18 protein-coding genes and 1 riboswitch are annotated in these 21,575 nt (G+C 44.8%); of the genes, 8 read left to right on the forward strand and 10 right to left on the reverse strand.

Annotated elements, in window-relative coordinates; all coding sequences use genetic code 11:
- Positions 1-22: 22 nt before the first annotated feature.
- Together WD019_RS09635 and WD019_RS09640 are read left to right on the forward strand one after the other, a co-directional pair.
- Complete coding sequence (locus WD019_RS09635; protein ID WP_425711344.1) at positions 23-919, forward strand: AEC family transporter; 897 nt, start codon at positions 23-25, stop codon at positions 917-919.
- Positions 920-1,156: 237 nt separating this feature from the next.
- Positions 1,157-1,966: a LysM peptidoglycan-binding domain-containing protein gene (locus WD019_RS09640; RefSeq protein ID WP_425711345.1), complete on the forward strand. Its 810-nt coding sequence runs from the start codon at positions 1,157-1,159 to the stop codon at positions 1,964-1,966.
- Between the two features lie 484 nt (positions 1,967-2,450).
- Here the strand turns inward: WD019_RS09640 and WD019_RS09645 are convergent, their stop codons facing one another.
- The 3 genes from WD019_RS09645 to WD019_RS09655 all read right to left on the reverse strand — a co-directional run bounded on the left by WD019_RS09645 (position 2,451) and on the right by WD019_RS09655 (position 6,334).
- Positions 2,451-3,836 (reverse strand): amino acid permease, encoded by a 1,386-nt coding sequence (locus WD019_RS09645; RefSeq protein WP_425711346.1) that lies wholly within the window; start codon positions 3,834-3,836, stop codon positions 2,451-2,453.
- 177 nt (positions 3,837-4,013) lie between these two features.
- The gene (locus tag WD019_RS09650) at positions 4,014-5,213 is read right to left on the reverse strand and encodes a phosphoglycerate dehydrogenase (protein ID WP_425711347.1); all 1,200 of its coding nucleotides are present in this window, start codon (positions 5,211-5,213) and stop codon (positions 4,014-4,016) included.
- Between the two features lie 121 nt (positions 5,214-5,334).
- Positions 5,335-5,417, reverse strand: a riboswitch (ZMP/ZTP riboswitch).
- A gap of 101 nt (positions 5,418-5,518) precedes the next feature.
- On the reverse strand, positions 5,519-6,334 hold the full coding sequence (locus WD019_RS09655) for a LysR family transcriptional regulator (protein ID WP_051291579.1): 816 nt from the start codon (positions 6,332-6,334) through the stop codon (positions 5,519-5,521).
- Positions 6,335-6,491: 157 nt separating this feature from the next.
- Between WD019_RS09655 and WD019_RS09660 the strand changes: the two genes are divergently transcribed.
- The gene (locus tag WD019_RS09660) at positions 6,492-7,724 is read left to right on the forward strand and encodes a cysteine desulfurase (RefSeq protein WP_026678957.1); all 1,233 of its coding nucleotides are present in this window, start codon (positions 6,492-6,494) and stop codon (positions 7,722-7,724) included.
- A 39-nt stretch (positions 7,725-7,763) separates the two neighbouring features.
- Here WD019_RS09660 and WD019_RS09665 read toward each other — a convergent pair whose 3' ends face one another.
- The 4 genes from WD019_RS09665 to WD019_RS09680 form a co-directional block, all read right to left on the reverse strand.
- The gene (locus tag WD019_RS09665) at positions 7,764-9,029 is read right to left on the reverse strand and encodes an MFS transporter (RefSeq protein ID WP_425711348.1); all 1,266 of its coding nucleotides are present in this window, start codon (positions 9,027-9,029) and stop codon (positions 7,764-7,766) included.
- A 110-nt stretch (positions 9,030-9,139) separates the two neighbouring features.
- Positions 9,140-10,159: a 4-hydroxythreonine-4-phosphate dehydrogenase PdxA gene (gene pdxA / locus WD019_RS09670; RefSeq protein WP_425711365.1), complete on the reverse strand. Its 1,020-nt coding sequence runs from the start codon at positions 10,157-10,159 to the stop codon at positions 9,140-9,142.
- The gene (locus WD019_RS09675; RefSeq protein ID WP_425711349.1) at positions 10,159-11,478 is read right to left on the reverse strand and encodes a four-carbon acid sugar kinase family protein; all 1,320 of its coding nucleotides are present in this window, start codon (positions 11,476-11,478) and stop codon (positions 10,159-10,161) included. Before WD019_RS09675 ends, pdxA begins: the two co-directional genes overlap by 1 nt.
- On the reverse strand, positions 11,475-12,254 hold the full coding sequence (locus tag WD019_RS09680; RefSeq protein WP_425711350.1) for a DeoR/GlpR family DNA-binding transcription regulator: 780 nt from the start codon (positions 12,252-12,254) through the stop codon (positions 11,475-11,477). Before WD019_RS09680 ends, WD019_RS09675 begins: the two co-directional genes overlap by 4 nt.
- Before the next feature lie 737 nt (positions 12,255-12,991).
- On the opposite strand from WD019_RS09680, the gene WD019_RS09685 reads away from it, so the two are divergent.
- Positions 12,992-15,028: a Na+/H+ antiporter gene (locus WD019_RS09685; protein WP_425711366.1), complete on the forward strand. Its 2,037-nt coding sequence runs from the start codon at positions 12,992-12,994 to the stop codon at positions 15,026-15,028.
- Between the two features lie 246 nt (positions 15,029-15,274).
- Here the strand turns inward: WD019_RS09685 and WD019_RS09690 are convergent, their stop codons facing one another.
- Positions 15,275-15,502, reverse strand: coding sequence for a hypothetical protein (locus WD019_RS09690; RefSeq protein WP_425711351.1), 228 nt, complete (start codon positions 15,500-15,502; stop codon positions 15,275-15,277).
- Positions 15,503-15,591: 89 nt separating this feature from the next.
- Positions 15,592-16,023, reverse strand: a complete 432-nt coding sequence (locus tag WD019_RS09695) for a MarR family winged helix-turn-helix transcriptional regulator (RefSeq protein WP_425711352.1) — start codon at positions 16,021-16,023, stop codon at positions 15,592-15,594.
- A 183-nt stretch (positions 16,024-16,206) separates the two neighbouring features.
- Between WD019_RS09695 and WD019_RS09700 the strand changes: the two genes are divergently transcribed.
- The 3 genes from WD019_RS09700 (at position 16,207) to WD019_RS09710 (ending at position 19,892) form a co-directional block, all read left to right on the forward strand.
- Positions 16,207-17,877, forward strand: a complete 1,671-nt coding sequence (locus WD019_RS09700; protein WP_425711353.1) for an alpha-keto acid decarboxylase family protein — start codon at positions 16,207-16,209, stop codon at positions 17,875-17,877.
- Positions 17,878-17,997: 120 nt separating this feature from the next.
- A complete protein-coding gene (locus WD019_RS09705; RefSeq protein ID WP_026678947.1) occupies positions 17,998-18,597 on the forward strand; it encodes a short chain dehydrogenase in 600 nt (199 codons plus the stop codon).
- 101 nt (positions 18,598-18,698) lie between these two features.
- Positions 18,699-19,892, forward strand: a complete 1,194-nt coding sequence (locus WD019_RS09710; protein WP_026678946.1) for a NupC/NupG family nucleoside CNT transporter — start codon at positions 18,699-18,701, stop codon at positions 19,890-19,892.
- 98 nt (positions 19,893-19,990) lie between these two features.
- Here the strand turns inward: WD019_RS09710 and WD019_RS09715 are convergent, their stop codons facing one another.
- A complete protein-coding gene (locus WD019_RS09715) occupies positions 19,991-20,593 on the reverse strand; it encodes a flavin reductase family protein (RefSeq protein ID WP_425711354.1) in 603 nt (200 codons plus the stop codon).
- Between the two features lie 97 nt (positions 20,594-20,690).
- Between WD019_RS09715 and WD019_RS09720 the strand changes: the two genes are divergently transcribed.
- Entirely contained in the window at positions 20,691-21,380 is a 690-nt protein-coding gene (locus tag WD019_RS09720; RefSeq protein ID WP_425711355.1) for an ArsR/SmtB family transcription factor, read from the forward strand.
- The last annotated feature ends 195 nt before the right edge of the window (positions 21,381-21,575 follow it).

Here is a 21,575-nt window from a genome sequence, read left to right on the forward strand (position 1 = left end):
TCAAATAGAAAGAAGGATACATATGATCGCATTGCTGGAAACCGTTTTTCCGGTTTTTTTAATTTTTTTATCGGGATTCATCATTCAGAAGAAATTTTCGCTTGATATAAAAAGCATTTCGAATATGTCCATCTACATTTTGAACCCCGTCCTCATTTTTGAAACATTTTACACATCAAAAATGAACGGCCAATTCGGTTATATTGTCATCATCCAGCTATTGCTGCTCATCGGGCTGATTTTAACGACTAAGATTGCTTGCCGGCTGCTTCGCTATGATCTCAGGACGGAAAGCGCACTGATGCTCACAACGGCATTTATGAATTCGGGCAATTACGGCACGCCGATCATTTTATTCGCATTTGGAAAAAAGGGATTTCAAGAAGCGGTTTTAATCATGGTTTTGCAAGCGATCATTATGGGGATATTTGCGGTTTATTATGCGTCCAGAGGAAGGGCGAGCATGAAAGACGCCATATTGAACATTTTCAAATTGCCAAATATTTATGCGGTGCTCCTTGGCCTTCTTTTGCAATCTACCCACGTTCCGCTGCCGGACAGCTTTATGCAGGCGGTTGATTTAGTCGGAAGGGCATCGATCCCTGTTGTCATGCTCGTGTTAGGGATGCAGCTCGCAACAGTTGCCGTAAAGGATTTTGATGGAAAGCTCATCTCGCTCGGAACAGTCATCCGGCTGGTCATCTCTCCGCTTCTGGCATGGGGGATTTGCTGCCTTTTTCCGATTTCGCCTTTATCGAAAAACGTCATTCTCATCATCGCCGGAATGCCTTCAGCGGCCACGGCACTTCTATACGCTGTTCAATATGAAGCGCGGGCCAAACTTGTCTCAAGCATTACATTAGTTTCCACCGTTCTCAGCTTCATTTCGATTGCGTTATTGTTAAATCTCGTAAAGTGAGCCGGCATTCATGTACCGGCTCTTTTTTATGCCATGAGAACGAAAGGCAGCATCCGCCTCCACCTTCGCTTAACCGGAGCCAGCCAATCGGCCGAATTCCATTCACCCAAAAAATCCGAATATACAATATATTCAAATCTATTACAAGTAGCTTACTTTTATCGAGCAACTCTAGTATTTAATTGTCTATTTTACTAGAATAATAGAGTCAATAGATGAAATATGAGGTGCAGTATCATGAAAAAACAATTTGTTTCGATAACGGCAGCCGCTCTATTCGGCAGCACATTATTTACAACGGGAGCTTTCGCCGCGGATGTGAAAGTGCAAAAAGGCGATACGCTCTGGGAGTTTTCGAAAAAATATGGAACGAGCGTGCAGGCAATCAAAAGCGCCAACCATTTAACTTCCGACATCATCTACGTTGGCCAAACATTACATATCCCTGAAAAAAATAATAGCTCTTCAAGCAGTAGCACAACGACAACCTATACAGTGAAATCCGGTGACTCGCTATGGGGAATCGCGAAAAAATTCGGCACGACCGTCTCCCGGCTGAAAAGCTTAAATCATTTATCAAGTGACTTGATTTATCCGGGGCAAAAACTGAAAGTCACCGGTACGGGCGGCTCTTCAGCTGGCACGGGGACAAGTTCAAGCACATCAACCGCCAACAAGAACGGTTCAATTAGTACGAGCAAACTCGTTTCGGATGCGAAAGCGTTAATCGGCACCCCTTATCAATGGGGAGGCACGACACCTTCCGGGTTTGACTGCTCGGGCTTCATCTACTATGTGCTCAACAAGCAAATTTCTGTTCCAAGGCTCAGCACAGCCGGCTATTGGAATATGATGAAAAGCGTCAGCTCGCCGCAAGTCGGGGATTTCGTCTTTTTTGAAACGTACAAGTCCGGCCCTTCCCATATGGGCATTTACGTTGGCGGCGGAAACTTCATCAATGCAAGTTCCTCCTACGGCGTCACCATTTCAAATATGAACAGCTCGTATTGGAAGCCAAAATACCTGGGCGCAAGACGGATGAACTAAACAAATTCATTCTCCTGACGAAAAAACACCCTTTGAGGTGTTTTTTCGCATTTATATAGATGTGCAGTCCAACTCGCAGCTCTATCCGCAAAATGGGCCCTTTATCCGCCAATTTAGGCCCTCTATCCGCCAATTTGGGCTCTCTATCCGCCAAAATGGGTTCTCTATTCACTGACGGTGAAAAGATCCCCTCTTTTTCTAATCGTTCAACGGACTTTCCTATAATAGAGGAAGCTTCTTTTCCATAGATCGAAAGGCAATTTGGATTGGCGCGCAGAACCATCCCGTCGCCGTCCGTAATCACAATATTGTCATTGGAGAATTTTAGAATCGCATCGAGTTCAATTTCGCGCAGATCTTCTGTTTTTTTCATCCAATCACCAAACCTTCAGGTAATTTCGAAAAAATTCATTTAAAAAAAGTATCACGGGCAATAAAATAATGGGGACAATCATCTTGACTATCCCCATTACTTGACATCCATCTATGCGATTTCATCCTTTTTTTCCGTATCTGTCGGAATCCGATTACCAATGCCAAAAACATAAAAGCTGATGGCGATAATCGCAAGGAATACGATCCCTACAATAAGAGAAACACGGGTATCATCATTAAACCACATCCCCACTAATACCATCAGTAAGTAGGCAAGGGTCAAGTAGTTTGTAAAAGGCGCAAAAGGCATTTTAAATGGATGATTGGCCATTTCCGCCCCTTTTAGTTTTCGGAAGCGAATTTGGCTGATCAAAATGACAAACCATGGAACCATTCCCGGAAGCACGCTCGCGCTGTACACATACACAAATAAGTTTTTCGGTGCAATGTAGCTTAAAATGACGCCAACGGCCAGTCCAACCATTACGCCAAGCGTACTGAACAAAGGCACGCCATTTGAAGTTAGTTTCGTAAAGAATTTTGGAGCTTGTCCATTCATTCCTAGCGTATAAAGCATGCGGCCTGCGCTGTAAATCCCGCTGTTACAGCCGGACATTGCCGCTGTGATGACGACAAAGTTAATGATTCCTGCCGCTGCTGTAATGCCAATTTTCGCAAACGTTGCAACAAACGGGCTCCCGATCGAACCTAGCTTATCCCACGGGTAAACGGTTACAATCACAAAAATTGCGCCAATATAGAAGATTAAAACACGCCAAATGATGCTTTGAATCGCGCTCGTTAACGTTTTTTGCGGATCTTTCGCCTCGCCGGCAGTAATCCCGATGAGTTCAACTCCCTGGTAAGCACCGACAACTAATGATAAAGCAAAAAAGAACCCTGACCATCCGCCTGTAAAGAAGCCGCCATGTTTCCAGAGATTCGATAAACCAATGGCATCTCCTCCGTTGCCGAATCCGAAGAAAACTAGGCCAAGTCCTGCAACAATCATCAATACAATCGTGATGATTTTAATCATCGCAAACCAGAATTCAAATTCGCCAAATGATTTAACCGAAATTAAGTTGGCCGCGCCAAGAATAATCATTGCGATGACACCCGGCACCCAGGCAGGCAAATTCGGGAACCAGTACTGCATGTACGTTCCGACCGCAATGATCTCTGACATGCCAACGATGACCCACTGGAACCAGTTACTCCATGCCGTCATATAGCCTGCGAGCGGGTGAATGTACTTATGGCCAAACGTCGCAAATGAACCGGTGCTTGGCTCTACATATAACATTTCTCCCATTGCCCGCATAATGAAAAAGATAAAGATCCCTGAGATGGCATAAGCAAGCAGGACTGACGGGCCTGTCCATTGAATCGTGCTTGCCGAGCCCATAAATAAACCGACACCTATCGTGCCGCCAAGAGCGATCATTTGAATATGCCGCGCGTTGAGGCCTCTTTTCAACTCTTTGTTCGCCACTTCATTTCCTCCTCATGTGCTATTAATAGGCCTGAAGCCATTAATGTTTTCTTTGGTGCCAAATGACAAAGCAGCATCATTTTTTACTTATTAAAACTTTCTATCATTTAGAATTTTATCATAATAAGCCATACTAATAAATATTTTCTCAGTTAATAGTATGGCTCCAAATTTTTCTTAAATCACGCGAACGGTTATGATACCTGCAATTTGCTTGATTTTCTCTTCAAGGCCTGGAACAAGCTTCTTGTTCACTTCGCTATCGATGTCGATTAACGTATACGCATAATCCCCGCGGCTTCTGTTCACCATGTCGGCAATGTTCAAGTGATCGTCCGAAATGGCGGATGTAATCTGGCCGACCATGTTTGGAACGTTATGATGGAATGCGGCAAGGCGCTGTTTTCCTGTATAAGGCAGGAACGCATTTGGAAAGTTGACCGAATGTTTAATGTTGCCTGTTTCTAAAAATTCCTTCAATTGGCGGGCCGCCATAATCGCGCAGTTCTCCTCCGATTCAGTCGTTGAAGCGCCTAAATGCGGGATAGAAATCGCATTGTTCATTTTCAGCACTTTTTCATTTGGAAAATCCGTAATATACTTGCCAACTTTTCCGCTATTAAGCGCAGCCGCCATATCCTCTTCGTTAATAAGCTCACCGCGGGAAAAATTTAAAATATGAACGCCGGGTTTCATCATGCTAAAGGCAGTTTCATTGAACATTTCTCTCGTATCATCTGTCAACGGAACGTGCACAGTAATAAAATCGGATTCAGCAAACAACTGTTCAATCGTCATTGCGCGCTGGACATTGCGGGACAAATTCCAGGCTGTATCCACAGAAATAAACGGATCAAATCCAATCACATCCATGTCGAGCCCGAGCGCGTCGTTTGCGATAAGCGCGCCGATGGCTCCTAAACCGATGACTCCAAGCGTTTTTCCTTTAATTTCTTTTCCAACAAACTGTTTTTTGCCCGCTTCGACTAGCTTTGGTATTTGTTCCCCTTCGCCTTCTAGCGTCTTCACCCACGATACACCGTCAAAAAGGTTTCGGGATGACGCGATCAATGTCGTCAGCACAAGTTCTTTTACAGCATTTGCATTGGCGCCAGGCGTGTTGAACACAACAATTCCACGTTCTGTGCAGACATCGACCGGAATGTTGTTAACACCCGCTCCGGCCCGTGCGATCGCTTTTAAATTGGCACCGAATTCCATCGTATGCATATTAAAGCTGCGAACGATAATAGCATCAGGATCTTCACTTTCATTGTCAATCACATAATGGTCCTTATGAAATACATTTAGCCCGCTTTGTGCAATATGGTTTAACGTTTTGATCGTCTTTACTCTTTCTAGAGTTATTGTGCTCATATTCGCCTCTCCTCTTCCTATTTTTATTGTTTCAAATTTCTAAACTTCAAAGCGCCGAATTTGTTTTGGCCTCGACCTATCCCCTCCCGAAAAACAAAAAGAGGCAAGGGAAAAAATCCCTTACCTCAGCCCAGGCGAACGGCTATTTTCGATACTATGTGCTCCCTCGCGGTGATCCGCGTTTCGCCAGTCACACATAGCCTTTAAATTTATTTTATAATAGCAAATTTTCTATCAACCAGCAATACTAAAATAATTCCATTTGCCGTTGTTATCGAAACTCCTTATTTTTCCAAATAATTGTTTTACCTCGTGCGCAAATGGTTTAAAAAATACCATAAACTTTGCGAAAGCCGCTCAGCCGGGCGGGTGACGACATTAACGGTTGTGACATATGGGCGATAGCCTGGCCACTGTTGAAGTTTGCCGCCGGCGATTTCCGATTCCACGGAAGATTCCAAAACGACGCCATATCCAACGCCTTCCATAACAAAGCGCTTCACCGCCTCCGTAGATTCAAGCCTCATCACATCTAATCCAAGTTCCTCAGCCTCAGGCACGGCCATATCGCCTGGAATGAGCATTCTTCTCGTTTTTAATGGCGCCGGCGGTTGAATGCCGATTAAGCGCACGTTTGCGAATGATGTCACTCTTAACGAAAAATGGTCTATAGGGGCGTTCAAGGTCAATCCCGCGTCAATGCTGCCCAATCGGACCAATCTTTCAATTTCTTCATCCGTATAAGTTTTTAGCTCTAGACCGATATTGGGATAAGCTTCGGTAAATGAACAAATGGCTTCCGCTAGCAAATACGTTTCAACGACTCGAGAAGAGCCGATCACGATTCTCCCCCGCTTCCCCTCACGGAACTCGTCCATCGACCGGTTAATTTGCCCTTCCAATGATAACATCGCTTCCGCATATTCCGCTAATGTAATTCCGGCGTCCGTAACGGAAATATTCCTCCCAACGACGGTGAATAGCGTGACCCCTAGCTCTTTCTCCAACCGCTTAAGTTGCATCGAAAGAGCGGGTTGGCTCATATTCAGCTCATTGGCAGCCTGTGTGATGTTCCCTTTTTTGATCACTTGCAAAAATAAAGCTAAATGTCTCGTATTCATGGCGCCCTCCAAACCCATTCATAACATCCATATTATGATTATATAACAATAATTAGATTTGTATTATAGGTAATTTCATGCCATCATATGGATAAAAGCCGTTACCTGCTGTAAAGGCAAATCAAATTTTTAGATGGAATGGAAAGGAGAATCATTCATGGACATTAATGAAATTCGAAAGCAATTTCCGATCCTTAATGAGACAGTCAATGGCCATCCTTTAGTTTATTTAGATAGTTCAGCAACATCGCAAAAACCGCTCTCCGTTATCCGGGCACTGGAGGATTACTATAAGCGATACAATTCGAATGTGCACAGGGGCGTACATACGCTTGGAACGCTTGCGACAGATGCTTTTGAAAATGCCAGGGAAAAAGTGAAGCAATTTATCCATGCAAAAGAGGCAGCGGAAATCGTCTTTACCCGTGGCACAACCGCGTCATTGAATCTAGTCGCACAATGCTATGTCAGAGAATTCCTGAAAGAAGGAGATGAAATTGTCACTACACTAATGGAACATCATAGCAATCTTATCCCATGGCAACAAGCGGCTAAAAAAACCGGTGCTGTCCTTAAGTTTCTCCCGATTCAGCAGGATGGGACGATTCGTCTTGAAGATGCAGAAAAAACGATCACGCCAAGAACAAAATTCGTCTCCATCACCCATGTGTCCAATGTGATGGGAACCATTCTTCCCGTGAAAGAAATCGCGGAAATCGCCCACCGGCATGGAGCCGTCATTTGCGTTGACGCCGCCCAAAGCGCCCCGCATTTGAACATCGATGTTCAAGATCTGGATTGCGATTTTCTCGCGCTTTCCGGACATAAAATGGCCGCCCCCACCGGCATCGGGGTTCTTTACGGAAAGCGAGCACTACTCGAGAAAATGGTACCTTATGAGTACGGCGGGGAAATGATTGATTTTGTCGATTTATATGATTCGACCTGGAAAGAACTCCCCTGGAAGTTTGAGGGAGGTACGTCCAACATCGCGGGCGCCATCGGGCTTGCCGCAGCGATCGACTTTTTAAAGGAAATTGGATTGGATGCCATCCGGCGCCATGAACAAAGGCTTACGGCCTATGCTTTGGAAATGCTATCCGCTATTGAGGGACTCGAAATCTATGGACCAAAGGATCCTGAGCAAAGAAGCGGACTTGTTACGTTTAATTTAGAAGATGTTCATCCGCACGATGTAGCAACCGTTTTGGATGCAGAGGGGATCGCCATCCGGGCGGGTCACCACTGCTGCCAGCCATTGATGAAGTGGCTTCAAGTTTCCGCTACCGCCCGCGCAAGCTTTTATCTCTACAATTCAGAAGAAGACATTGATGCATTAGTCAAAGGGTTGAAAAGCGCCCGACAATATTTCAACGCGATCCCTCAATAGACATTAAAGAGGCGGCACCCGGGTGGATGCTGCCTCTTTCTATTTCACTTGATTTATTTTATGTTTTATTTGAGGCTGCTTGTTTTTCTTCATGCCTTTCCCCAGCAGCGCGCTGACAACCGCCGCTAAGGCAAGCGCAAGCGCGAGAAAATAGAAACCGGCATGAAAGCTTCCTGTCGCATCTTTAAACACTCCGAAAAACTTCGGCCCGAAATAGCCGCCAAGATTTCCGATCGCATTCTGAAGTCCAAGGGCGGCGCCGACCACTCCGGCGGGAATGATCGCCGTAGGGATCGCCCATAACGGCCCATAGGGGGCATATACCCCGATAGCGGTGACCGACAAAAGGAACATTTGGAGCAACGGAGATGAAACAAATTGCCCTGCCACCATTGAAACAGCCGCGATCAATAGCGGAACGACCACATGCTGCACCCGATTCAGGCGCTTGTCGGACCAATAAGAATTGACAATCATCCAGATGAGGGCAAAGGTAAATGGAATCGCCGTTAGCCATCCCATAGTGGCTGAATCCTCCGTGAATGTGCTGACAACGCTTGGAACCCATAGCGTATACCCGTAGAACCCGGTCATCCATAAGAAATACATAAGGACTAATCCCCACGTAACCTTATTTTTGAAGGCCGCTCCATACCCTTCCGATTGGACGGCTTGAGCTTGCTCCGCCTTCAAGTCTTTGAGCAGCTCCTCTTTTTCTGTCTGGTCCATCCACCCTGCTTCCGACGGTTTATCTTTTAACAGAAAGTACCAGACAAAGGCCCAGATCAATGGAGGGACGCCTTCAATGACGAAGACCATTTTCCAATCAAATTGCTTTAATAAAAGGCCCGATAATGGCGCCATGAGGATGGCAGAAACCGGCAAGCACGCCATCCAAAACGCATTGGCCCGGGCGCGTTCACCAGTGGTGAACCAATTTGCAAGGAGAACGAGAACCGCCGGCCAAACGCCGCCTTCAGCAACTCCCAATAAAAACCGAACGACCTTGAGCTGGCCTTCCGTTTGGACAAATCCCGATGCCATCGCCGCAAGCCCCCAAAGTATCATCAAAATGAAAACGAACTTTCTTGCGGACCATTTCGAAGCAAGAATCCCGCCCGGAATTTGCAAGATTAAGTAGCCGACAAAAAAGATGCCAGCAATGTCACCTGCAGCGGATGCTGAAATGTTCAAATCCTTTTCCATATAGGGCAACAATACGCCGACATTAATCCGATCCATGTAAGCAAGCATATACATAATGAATGCAATTGGAATGATTTTGAGCCATTTAGACTGTCCCATAATAGTCTCCTCCCAAGAAAACAAAATATCGTCCATTCATAATTACCAGGTAACCGCTTTCATTCTTGCGGAAGCAGAAGGGGAATTCATGATCCCCCGTTGATTTCCGTCTAAGCTTTTTGTGCAGCGCGGAACTTTTCAGCATATTTTGCGGCAAGCTTAATGGCTTCTTCCATGCTTACCGAACCAGCGAGCCCTTTTCCGGCAATGTCAAACGCCGTTCCATGGTCGACGGAAGTGCGAAGGAACGGCAATCCGTTTGTGATCGAGATCGTTCGTTCAAAATCTGTCATCTTGGCCGCAATATGCCCCTGATCATGGTAAAGGGAGAGAACCGCATCATATTTTCCATTCAATGCCTGATAAAAGACGGAATCCGCAGGCACAGGGCCAAAGGCATTGATTCCTTCTTTCCGGGCCTTCTCTATACCTGGCGCAATTTCATCCACTTCTTCCCTTCCGAACAATCCGTTTTCACCGCTATGCGGGTTTAATCCTGCAACGGCGATGGTTCCATTTTCGATTCCCAGCCGGTGGAGCGCTTTTGTGCACCGCTTTAAATAATCATGCACCCGCTCTTTCGTCATTTGGCCAATTGCCTCTTTTAAGGACAAATGCCTGGTCAGGAAAAAGATCCTCAGCGAGCGGACTTCAAACATCGTCAACGGATCTTCTACCCCCGTAAGCCCGGCGAGCATTTCGGTATGGCCAATGTACGGCACATTCGCCGCTTTCAGCGATTCTTTATTGATCGGCGCAGTGGCGAAAGCATCGACAACGCCCTCGTTCGCAAATTCGATGCACGTTTGGATATAGTCAAATGCCGCCTGTCCGCACATCCCTTGAACTTCGCCCATCTTCAATTCTTCCATATCTACATTGTCCAAATGAATGATGTCGATTATTCCGCTAGTAAATTCCCCTTCAGAGGGGGTAGCAATTGGATTCAATTTCCTCGATAAGCCAGTAATACTTAAAGCCTGGCTCATCACTTCTTTATGACCGACGAGCACGGGCCGACAAACGTCATAAATTTCAGATTTTGAAAGGGCCTTCGCTATAATTTCAGGGCCTATTCCCGCCGGATCCCCCATAGATATTGCAATCACTGGTTTTTCATTAGTTTTCATCATGACATGTTCTCCTTTATATCTTTAGATTTAGACAATTGCTTGAACAAATATCGAATGCAGACGGTGATGGCATCATCGCCGCCGATTAATCCGCCTTTTGTGATGACGGGCATGCCATCGAGATAGCCTCCGGCGAAACGGCCATAGGCGGCGAGCGGAAAAACTTCGTCCATCAATTGGATTCCGTGGGCCCGGCTTGCTGCACAAATGGAGGCGGTGACATCCCCTCCGCTTGTAAAACATCCGCTGATTGCCGTCTCGCTTCCTTGAATGATCCGCTGGCTGATAAGCGCGAGGCCGTCGGTGATTTTTCTCGCCAACGACTCCTGCGTCGTATTCTGCTTGCTGGCCAAAGCCTTCAAATCTAGCAAAGGCTGATCCGGCTGATTTGTCGTCACAAGGATGACGCTCTCCGTTTTTGTCCTCAGCAAGCCTTCCTCCACCCCTCTTAGAAGTTCATCATTTCTCACGTTTAAATCGGCGTTTGCCAGTTTTCCAGGATCAATGTAGACAGGCTGGACGTTCATTTTCTGAATAAGGTGGCCGATCTGCCTTTCTGTGACTGAAGTGCAGCTTCCTATCGAGACAAGTAGTTTAGGAGTTTTCACATCATTCCCGTATTTCTTTTTCGCATATGCGGCGGTAAGGGGGCCCGGATCTACCGGGACAAAGCAGGTTTTCCATTCAGCCATTGCGCTTGCTGTTTCTTCAATGTGCATCTCCGTGACAGCGTCAATGACGATGATCCTGCATCCACTGTCCACTAATTCGCTTATCTTCCGGGCAATCATGTTTTTACCACCCAGCACCTCATTCAATTCGATGCAACCTATTTTCCTTTCGCTCTGACTTGATATGATCCAGGGAATATATGAATCTTTTAGCGGAGACTGGGGATCTTTTCCGACGTCCGTCTCTTGCACGGGCACTCCATCCACAAGTAAATAACTTCCTACCGTCGTCCTGCCGGATGAAGGGTATGACGGCATGACGATGGCAACGGAATGATCGCCGATGCAATCCAGAATCGCATCGATTTCCACGCCAATGTTTCCGCGCGCTGTGCTGTCGATCCGCTTGCATAAGAGCTCGACTCCCTGTGCCAGCATCGCAGAAGCGATTTTGCTCACGCTCTGGTAGGCCGCTTTTTTCGATATATACCGGCTATCCGTATCAATGCATATAGCATCGTAGTTAAACGGCTGGCTTAAAAACCCCTGAAGGATGGTGGCTGTTGAGAAGCCGTGCTTTGAAAGGAGGACCCCCGTCGCATTCGCTCCCGTTAAATCATCGGCTATGACAGCGATTTTCTTCATGAAACCTCTTCACTCCCTTCATGGACTTGATGAACGTTTACATGTTCGCTATATCGGAGTTTGTCCTCTTCAGATAGCTCTGAATCCGTAATGATTGCTTCGATTTGGCGAAGCGGGCAAACTTGCGAGAACGAGCATTTGTTAAATTTGCTGGAGTCGGCGATGACCCATGTTCTTGATGCAGATTCAACCATCAGGCGCTTGATCAGCGCTTTTTCCATAGTAGGGGCAGATAGCCCATTTTTAACGTCAATCGCATGTGCGCCAAGAAAAAGGATGTCGATCCGGATTTGCCTCAACAAAGCCTGGGCATGCGGGCCAAACATTGCCCCAACGCCCTTCTGGACCGATCCTCCAGTACAAATGACCTCGGAAGGGCAGTCCAGCAATTCGGAGGCGATTTTCAGGTCATTCGTTACAATCGTCAGGTCTTCCCTCGTTTTGATTTCTTTTGCGATCTCGATGGTTGTCGTCCCTGAATCCAACAAAATGCTCGAACCTTCAGGAATTAATGTCGCAGCGTATTTTGCGATTGTTTGTTTTTGTTCAATTCTCGTGATCGATTTACTGCTGTATGGCGTCTCCGCAATCAATTCACTCGCAGCGACAGCCCCCCCGTGCGTCCGGACGATCTTTCCCTCTTTCTCTAGCAGAGAGAGATCCCTCCTTATGGTCATGCTTGATACATTCAGCTGATTGGCCAGTTGTTCGATTTCCACTTTGCCGTCTTTTTCAATCCGCTTTACAATCTCCAGTTTTCTTTCCAATGGCAACATACTTTTTCCATCCTTATTAATTTCTTATGTTCTATTATGTTACTTTATGTTCATTTATGCAAGTTATTTTTTGTAATATAACGAAAATTAACATAAATAATCAAAATTGAATCTCTTAAAAAGAAATGAGGCAGAGTTAAGACACTCTGCCCCATTTCAGAATCAATTTTCAAATGATAATGATGTTAAACACCCTATGACTACAGTAAAAAACGGATCGAAATCTTGACCCATTTGTTTTTTTAAAAACTAAGTTCACACTTTCCTTTTCAACACTTGATCGAAGTCAGCAAAAATTTTGACTCCCACAACTTCTTTTGCCGTACTTATTACCGATAGACGAACCTATTGAACAAAAATCCGCCTCTTATTATTGGCCTTGAGATCGGTTCTATTGGACAGATTTTCGTCTCCGGATCTCATTTTTGTCCTTGAGACCCGTTCTATCGGACAGTTTTTCGTCTCCTGACCTCTTTTTTGTCCTTGAGACCCGTTCTATCGGACAGATTTTCGCCTCCGGGCCTCATTTTTGTCCTTGAGACCTGTTCTATCGGACAGATTTTCGTCTCCGGGCCTCATTTTTGTCCTTGAGACAGGCTCTATTAGACAAAAATTTTGCCTCTGATACTTTATCCGGGTTGCATTTTGCCCGCTTATTCATTTTTCAATACGGTCTTTTAGTCGAATAAGGAAAGTGGCCGTTTCAAATGATAATCATTAAAAAGGAAATGTACGAAATGGAAATGTTTCTCATTGTTTTGCTGCTGCTAGCTATCATTGGACTTTCGAATATTGTCAATCATATCGTGCCGTTTATTCCTGCGCCGCTCATTCAAATTGCCTTTGGCGTCGTGATGGCTCTTCTTCCTTTTGGGATCCACGTACCGATGGAGTCGGAATTGTTTTTAGTCCTTTTTATCGCCCCACTCCTTTTTAATGATGGGAGAACTGTTTCAAGAGTGGCTTTATGGAAATTGCGGGTGCCGATTTTGCTCCTTGCTCTCGGCCTTGTGTTTGTCACGGTGTTTGCCATCGGCCACTTTATTCATTGGCTGATCCCTTCAATTCCCCTTCCTGCTGCTTTTGCGCTGGCCGCTATTTTATCTCCGACAGACGTGGTTGCGGTAAGCGCGATGTCAAGCCGGGTAAACATGCCAAAAGATGTGATGCACCTCTTAGAAGGCGAAGGGCTCATGAACGATGCATCTGGTCTTGTTGCTTTTAAATTTGCAGTGGCGGCAACCGTAACCGGCGTTTTTTCACTGGCCAATGCCTCTATCAGTTTTTTAGCGATTGCCATCGGCGGATTTTTTAGCGGAGCGCTTCTTGCGTTCATCATCATCCGGTTCCGGGTGCTTCTTCGCCGTTTCGGTATGGAAGATGTGACCGTGCATATGCTCATTCAAATCATGACCCCGTTTGTTATTTATCTCGTCACTGAACACTTGCATCTTTCCGGCATTTTAGCCGTTGTTGCAGCAGGAATTGTTCATGCAGTGGAAAAAGACCGGGAAAAATCGCCGACGATCGATTTGCAAATCGTATCAAAAAGCACATGGACCGTCATTTTGTATCTTTTAAATGGGCTAGTGTTTGTCCTCCTTGGCCTGCAAATTCCAAAGGTCATGAGCCAAATTTTTAAAGACCCGATGTTTAACAATGTGGTTGTGACGAAATATATTTTGCTTATTACAGCTACTCTCTACGTGCTTCGTTTCACCTGGATTTATTTTTCCTGGTGGATCGGCTGGCTATTGAAAAAGAAACGGATGTCCAAACCTGCCCTCAGATTGATTGGAATAACGACAATCTCCGGTGTAAGAGGGGCGGTTACATTGGCAGGCGCGTTTTCGATTCCTTTTGTTCTTGCTGACGGGAGCCCATTTCCGGAACGTTCATTGATTATTTTTATTGCGGCCGGCGTGATTTTGGTAACTCTCGTCGTGGCAAGCATTTTCCTTCCAATGGTTGCTAAAACGGAAGATATAGCGATTGAGAGAAAAAAGGAAGAAATGGAAAAGGATGCGGTTATTCAAATAAAAGTGGCTGCCATCCGGGCCATCGAGGAAGCAGTAAATGACGAAAACCGCCCGGCAGCTTTATCGATCATTACGGCTTACAATCACGAAATTAACCAATTAAAATATGAAAGCACGAAGATCGACCCGGCTCATTTAAAAAATGAAGAAGCCGAAATCCGTATTCAAGCGCTTGAAGCGGAGTCGCGGTATGTAGAAAAATTGATAAAAGAAAAGCGGATTAACCGGGAAATGGCTTATTGGGCCCAGGAATATATTCGCCGTAAAGAAATGGCCATCACAAACGAATTAAAATATAAGGCGCTCGTCTTATGGACATTGCTAGGAAAAATCCTGGCGCAAATGGCCCAGGTTTTCAAGCCGAACAAAGAGCAATTGCGCAAAAAGCGGCTCACAAAACATAAAGACATGATCCGGTTAAAAATGAACATGGCAGAAGCGGCCATTCGCGAGTTAAAAAACGGATTGACTTCCCCAAATAAAGCATTATCTTTTCTCGTCATTGGGGAATATAACGAGCGGCTCACGAAATTGAAGATGTTGATCGCAGCTGACGGAAGAGAATTTTCCCGTTTAAAACGGGAACTGCAAGTGAAGGCATTTCAAGCGGAGCGGGATGAAGTTCAATACTTGTATGAGAAAGGGCAAATTACCGTCGATATCGTGAGGAAAATTCGCAGGCAGATTAATATAAGAGAAGCTTATTGGTTGGAAGAAAATAGTTTGCGTTTGTAAAACAAGTTTGCACGAGAGAAATCCATTTAAAGCAAGTTTGGACAAAAAATAATGGGTTTTGGAAAATAAATTCGTGGTTTTGGAAAATAAAATTAAGATCTTAGAAAATAAATTCCCGGCATTGGAAAATAAAATTGAGATTTTGGAAAATAAACGAAAAATGTCGATTGAAACGAATTGGAAAGACCCGGGCCATGCAATAGAGCGCCCGGGCTTTTTTAAAAGAAGTTCTTTTTTTACAAGAATCTAATGTTTGCGGAGCTTTTTGCGTTGCTTCTCTTCCGTCCATGAGGCTGTTGCTCCTTCATTGCCCGGAGCTTTTTCAAATCCTTTGTCAAGGCGCCCCGCATTTTCAATATCGCCTGACATGCGGTAGCCGCCGATTTCAATATTTCCTGTCGTTCCGTATATTTCTAAGCCGCCAAGCTCGGCCCGTACATTGTCCTGGATTTTTTCATTCTTCTTTTTGTCCATCGTGATTCACCTCCTACTTTAATGTAACTCCAGAAGTGCCGGGCTATTCAAAAAGGCTGTGTGCTATAGCAAAAGCCACATTCGTCAGCTCATTCATTTTCTATGATTTTTTTCATTATTTCTTTCCATACTTCCTCATTTTTAACGCCTGCCTCTTTAAATATGGCATCCATTTTCTTTCGCTGAACATTGCTTAATTGTTTTTCGAGCTTTTCGCCTTTTTCCGTCAGGCGGAGCTCTCGGACGCGGCGGTCATATTCTGCCGGTTCGCTTTTTATGTATTCCATTTCAATCAGCTGCCGCATTGGGGCATGGAGAGCTTGCTTGCTTACTTCCAGCGTTGCAAGAAGTTCATTTACGCTCAATCCAGGCTTTCGTGCGATGAAAAATAAAATCCGGTGATGGACACGCTGGATGCCGTGTTGTTCAAGGATGCGATCCGGTTCTTTCGTAAATGTCCGGTAGGCAAAATAAAAGAGGACAAGTATTTCATTTAGTTGTTCTTCACGATTTTTCTCCATATCTCATGTAACCTCCCGTTTAAAGAATATCAAACTTCGGCGTCTTTTTTTAATGAGTCATGAAAATTTAAACTTTTTTCAATATAGGTCAACAATATTGACGTTTATTGAACCATGATGATATAGTGAATAATGACATAGGTCAAGTTTATTGACCTAATTGAGCAAAGGGGTGTTGCATAAATGAATTCAACGACATGCACAGTTGGCGATTATTTGCTTTTAAGACTAAAAGAAATGGGTGTTAAACATATTTTTGGCGTTCCGGGTGATTTTAACCTGGGATTTCTCGATCAAATCGAGGCAACTGATCATATTGAATGGATAGGCAACTGCAACGAATTAAATGCCGCTTATGCTGCGGACGGTTATGCGCGAATCAATGGCATCGCGGCACTCGTAACGACTTTTGGAGTCGGGGAATTAAGTGCGATTAACGGAATCGCTGGTTCTTATGCGGAGCAATTGCCAGTGGTCAAAATTACCGGTTCACCGGCAACTAGCGTGGTCAAGTCTGGCGCATATGTCCACCATACTCTAGGAGATGGCGACTTCACACATTTTACTAACATGTTTAAAGAAGTGACGGTAGCCCAAACGACCTTAACGAGGGAAAATGCCGCCGAAGAAATTGACCGCGTACTTCAAGAATGTTGGCTATATAAGCGGCCGGTTTATATTAATCTACCTTCTGATATTAGCTATAAAGAAATTGAAGCGCCAAAAACCCCGCTGGCACTACGGAACTTCAAAAGCGAAACAGAAGAATTGAACAAATTCATCGACCTCGCGTTAAATAAAATAAACGAGGCGAAAATTCCGGTCATTTTAGCGGATTACGAAGTGAATCGCTATGACATGAATGATAAGTTACAAGCTTTTGTTAACCAATCCGGCTTCCCCATTAGCTCGCTAAGCATGGGTAAAGGCGTGATTGATGAAACCCATCCTCAATTCATCGGCATCTATACGGGTGCATTGAGCGATCCATATGTCCGAAGCCGGGTTGAAGAAGCGGACTGCATTATAAGCATCGGGGTGAAATTGACGGATTCACTGACAGGCGGCTTTTCTCATCAACTCGATGAACATAAAATAATTGAACTTCACCCTTCATGGGCTAAATTAAATGAAACCTTTTATGCAGCGGCCATGGGCGATGTATTGGACCGATTGACTGCAAATGTCCGCCGACGCGATAAAGAAACGTTAAACGTTCAATCCTTTTACGATAGGGAAACGAACAATACTTTTATTCCAACTGATGAACCGCTTTGCCAGGAACGCTTTTGGAAACAGTTCAGCTGTTTCTTAAACAAAGAGGATGTACTTCTTGTGGAACAAGGAACCGCCTTCTTCGGCGCAGCTACAATGCCGCTTCCTGAAAAGTCGACGTTTGTAGGACAGCCGTTATGGGGGTCCATTGGCTATACGCTGCCATCATTGCTCGGAACGCAAATCGCAAACCCGGACCGCCGCAATATTTTAGTCATCGGCGATGGATCATTCCAGCTCACCGTCCAGGAATTATCGACCATCCTGAAAAATGGACTGAAACCGATCATTATCCTCATTAATAATGACGGCTACTCCGTAGAACGCGCCATTCATGGACCAAATGAGAAATATAACGACATTAACAGGTGGAAGTACAGCAAATTGCCCGAAGTGCTTGACATGAACGATAATAGCCTGAGCATGTGCGCGACTACCGAAAAGGAGCTGGCTGACGCCTTCCATCGGGCTGAAACCGCAGATAAGCTTGTCTTCATTGAAGTGGTTATGGAGCGCATGGACGTTCCAGAGCTTCTCCGTTCTCTTGGAGAAATCTTTGCTAAACAGAATGCGTATTAATTTTTAAGAAAAAGATGTTCCCTGCCTATGGTAATGATAGTGTCTACAATTTGCTTTTGGAAATATTTTTATTTAGATTTAAAATAGGCAAATCTTTTTGGAAAGGTGGGGATTTTAAACATGAGAATTATTGTAATCGGTGCAAGCGGAACCATTGGAAAAGCAGTCGCGGAAGAATTAGGAAAAACCCACGAAATTATTCGTGCCGGGCGAAATGGCGCTGATGTGAAGGTTGATATTACTTCCATCGACAGCTTGAAAAACATGTACAAACAAACCGGTAAAGTAGATGCTGTCGTCAGTGCAACGGGAAGCGCCTATTTCGGGCCTTTATCTGAATTGACGCCGGAATTAAATGAGACTGCGATTGAAAGCAAGCTAAAAGGCCAGATTAATGCAGTGCTCGTAGGAATGGACTACGTGAATGACGGCGGGAGCTTTACGTTGACAACTGGAATTTTGATGGATGACCCCATCCTTAAGGGAGCATCTGCCGCCATGGCAAATGGCGGGGTTAAAGCTTTTGTAAAAGCCGCAGCCATTGAAATGCCGAGGGGAATCCGAATCAATAGCGTCAGTCCGAATGTTGTGCAAGAATCATGGCATAAATATAGCGGATTATTCCCTGGATTCGATCCGGTTCCAGTCAGCCGCGTTGCCTTAGCGTTCAAAAAGAGCGTCGAGGGTGCACAAACCGGACAAAATTACGAAGTTTATTAACCGACAACTTCAATCCTTTGTGCTCTTGTTTTTCATCCGAACCGGATGAAGAATAAGAGCTTTTTTATGTTGAAATACTAACCGACAAGGAGTTGTCGCCTATGTATTTCTTATTCAATTGTTTAGGCATTTTAATTGTGCTCGCCATCGTTTTCTTATGTTCTCCTGAAAAGAGGAAAGTGAAGTGGCGGCCGATACTCATCTTGCTCGTCCTTGAATTGCTCATTACATGGATCATGTTAGGAACAACCGTTGGACGATGGATCATTGATCAAATCGCTTCATTTTTCACCTGGCTGATTTCCTGCGCGAATCAAGGAATCGCCTTTGCCTTCCCGTCAGTGATGGACAATCAAACGATCGACTTTTTCTTCAGCGCATTGCTTCCGATCATCTTTGTCATTACATTCTTTGATATTCTTTCTTACTTCGGGATTTTGACATGGATCATCGATAAAGTAGGCTGGTGCATTTCAAAAGTTTCGAGATTGCCAAAATTAGAGAGCTTCTTTTCGATTCAAATGATGTTTTTAGGAAATACGGAAGCATTGGCCGTCATCCGCCAGCAACTTGATGTGCTGAGAGCGAACCGTTTATTGACATTCGGGATCATGAGCATGTCGAGCATTAGCGGGTCAATCATTGGCGCTTACCTTTCGATGGTTCCCGCAACATATGTCTTCAGCGCCATTCCGCTAAACTGCTTAAATGCGCTCATCCTGGCCAATATTTTAAATCCGGTGGAAGTCAGCAAGGAGGATGATATCATCTATACCCCTCCGAAAGAAGAGCGAAAAGATTTTTTCTCAACGATTTCAAACAGCATGTTAGTTGGAATCAATATGGTTATCGTCATTCTCGCCATGGTCATCGGCTATGTGGCGCTAACAGCCTGTATTAATGGGATATTAGGATTCTTCATCCACGGATTGACCCTGCAAAAAATCTTTTCCTATATTTTCAGCCCGTTTGCTTATTTGCTCGGCCTGCCGTGGCATGATGCGCTATATGTTGCACAGTTAATGGGGATCAAAATCGCAACGAATGAATTTGTCGCAATGATGGATTTAAAAACGCATTTGCGTTCATTGCCTCCACACACGATCGCCGTTGCGACGACATTTTTAACGTCTTTTGCCAACTTCAGCACCGTTGGCATGATTTATGGAACGTATGATTCGCTATTGGGCGCCGAACGATCAACCGTCATCGGCAAAAATGTATGGAAGCTTCTTGTGAGCGGGGTTGCCGTTTCTTTATTAAGCGCCATGCTCGTCGGCTTATTTGTCTGGTGACGACTGTACATAAATTGTATGTTTAAGGCAAAATCCCCTATCCAGGGGATTTTGCTTGTTTAACTGAATAAGTGAATGATTTAATAAATGCGTCTTCCTTAACGTTCAGCGCGGAACGTTTTCCCCAGGTGTTCCCCAAGGGCGAAATAATGGCGGAAATTATAGATGAGCGGACTCCATTTATGCGGGTCGACGTAATGTTCGCCAATGACGATCTCTTTATGGGCATGTACGCAAACCGTCTCCGTCTCTACTATCGCAAAAAAAGGAAAATGATCGGGAATCCGGATGTGCTTCACTCTTGCCTCGATTTGCAGCGGGCACTCCATAATCCGGGAAGGCTTAACTACTTTCGATTCCATTGGTGTCAAGCCGCTTATTTTATATTTGTCTTTTTCATAAGTGAATCCAACTTCCTGCTTAAACGCGGGAACGGGGTGTTTCCCAGTGTAAGGAGCCAGGCGTTCGACGTTCTCCCATAACGAAGGATCTGGAACATTAATGACGCACTCACCGTGCCGCTCCATATTTTCAATCGCTTTTCCGCCAAGGCCGACCCCCAGTACGATGCAATCTCCCAATGCCCATGATGACGAAATCGGGCTAATATTCACCGTCCCCTCTTCATTCAGCGTGTTTAGCAAAATAACAGGCGTTCCGTAATAGAGAATTTTCGGTTGTATGGTTGTTGTTTGTAACATTTCATTTTTCCTCCCATTCTTGAGTTCTTCTCTATTGTAAAACATAAATATTTCCACTATCATCGAAGTATGGAATGCAAATCAAGGAGGGGACACTATGAACGCAATCCCAAATGCCGCAAAAGTCGCTGCCCTTGTAAGCGAGCCTTCACGTGCGGCGATATTAACCGCTTTATTGGACGGGCGGTTTCATCCTGCCAGTGAATTAGCGTTTATGGCAGGAGTCAAGCCGCAAACGGCAAGCTTCCATTTAGCAAAAATGGTTGATGCAAATGTCGTTGCCGTTGAAAAGCATGGAAGGCATCGATACTATGGAATTCGGGACGAAGAAGTGGCCCGCGTGATGGAATCGATCTTGTCTATCGCTCCGCCGGTAAAAATTAAATCATTGAAACAAGCTTCGGAAGATCGGGCGGTTCGTTTTGCTAGAACATGCTATGACCATCTTGCCGGGAATTTAGGCGTGAAATTGACAGAATCCCTGCTAAACTCAGGTGTGATTGGCGAAGAGGAGAATGCGTTTACCGTTACGAAAAAAGGCGAGGAATTTTTTGAGGCGTTTCAAATTGACCTTAAGTTGGTCAGGAAAAAACGGCGTTCATTCTCGCACAAATGCCTCGACTGGAGCGAAAGACGCCATCATCTTGCCGGAGCCTTAGGAAATGCCCTACTTGAACGTTTGTTGGAATTAAACTGGATGGAGCGCCTGCCAAAAACGCGGGCGATAAAGATCACCGCTGACGGAAAAAAAGGCTTAAAAGAAACATTTTCCGTTGAAATCGAATAGAATCATTTGTTCGGGTACTAGAAAAAGATAGTACTTTTCTAGAGAAAAGTTTCATCATAAAATAAATATGCTGATCTTGAAAAACAAGCTAAATCTAAGGGATACCAGCCTTTCTTAGCTTGCCTGCGAATCAGTAGTTTTATATTATTCTCCTTATTGGCTAGCCGTTTTGGCTGGTCCTTTTTTCCATGAGCA

Origin of the sequence: Fictibacillus sp. Mic-4 (assembly GCF_049843615.1) — a bacterium.
GTDB classification, from domain to species: Bacteria; Bacillota; Bacilli; order Bacillales; family Fictibacillaceae; genus Fictibacillus_A; species Fictibacillus_A gelatini.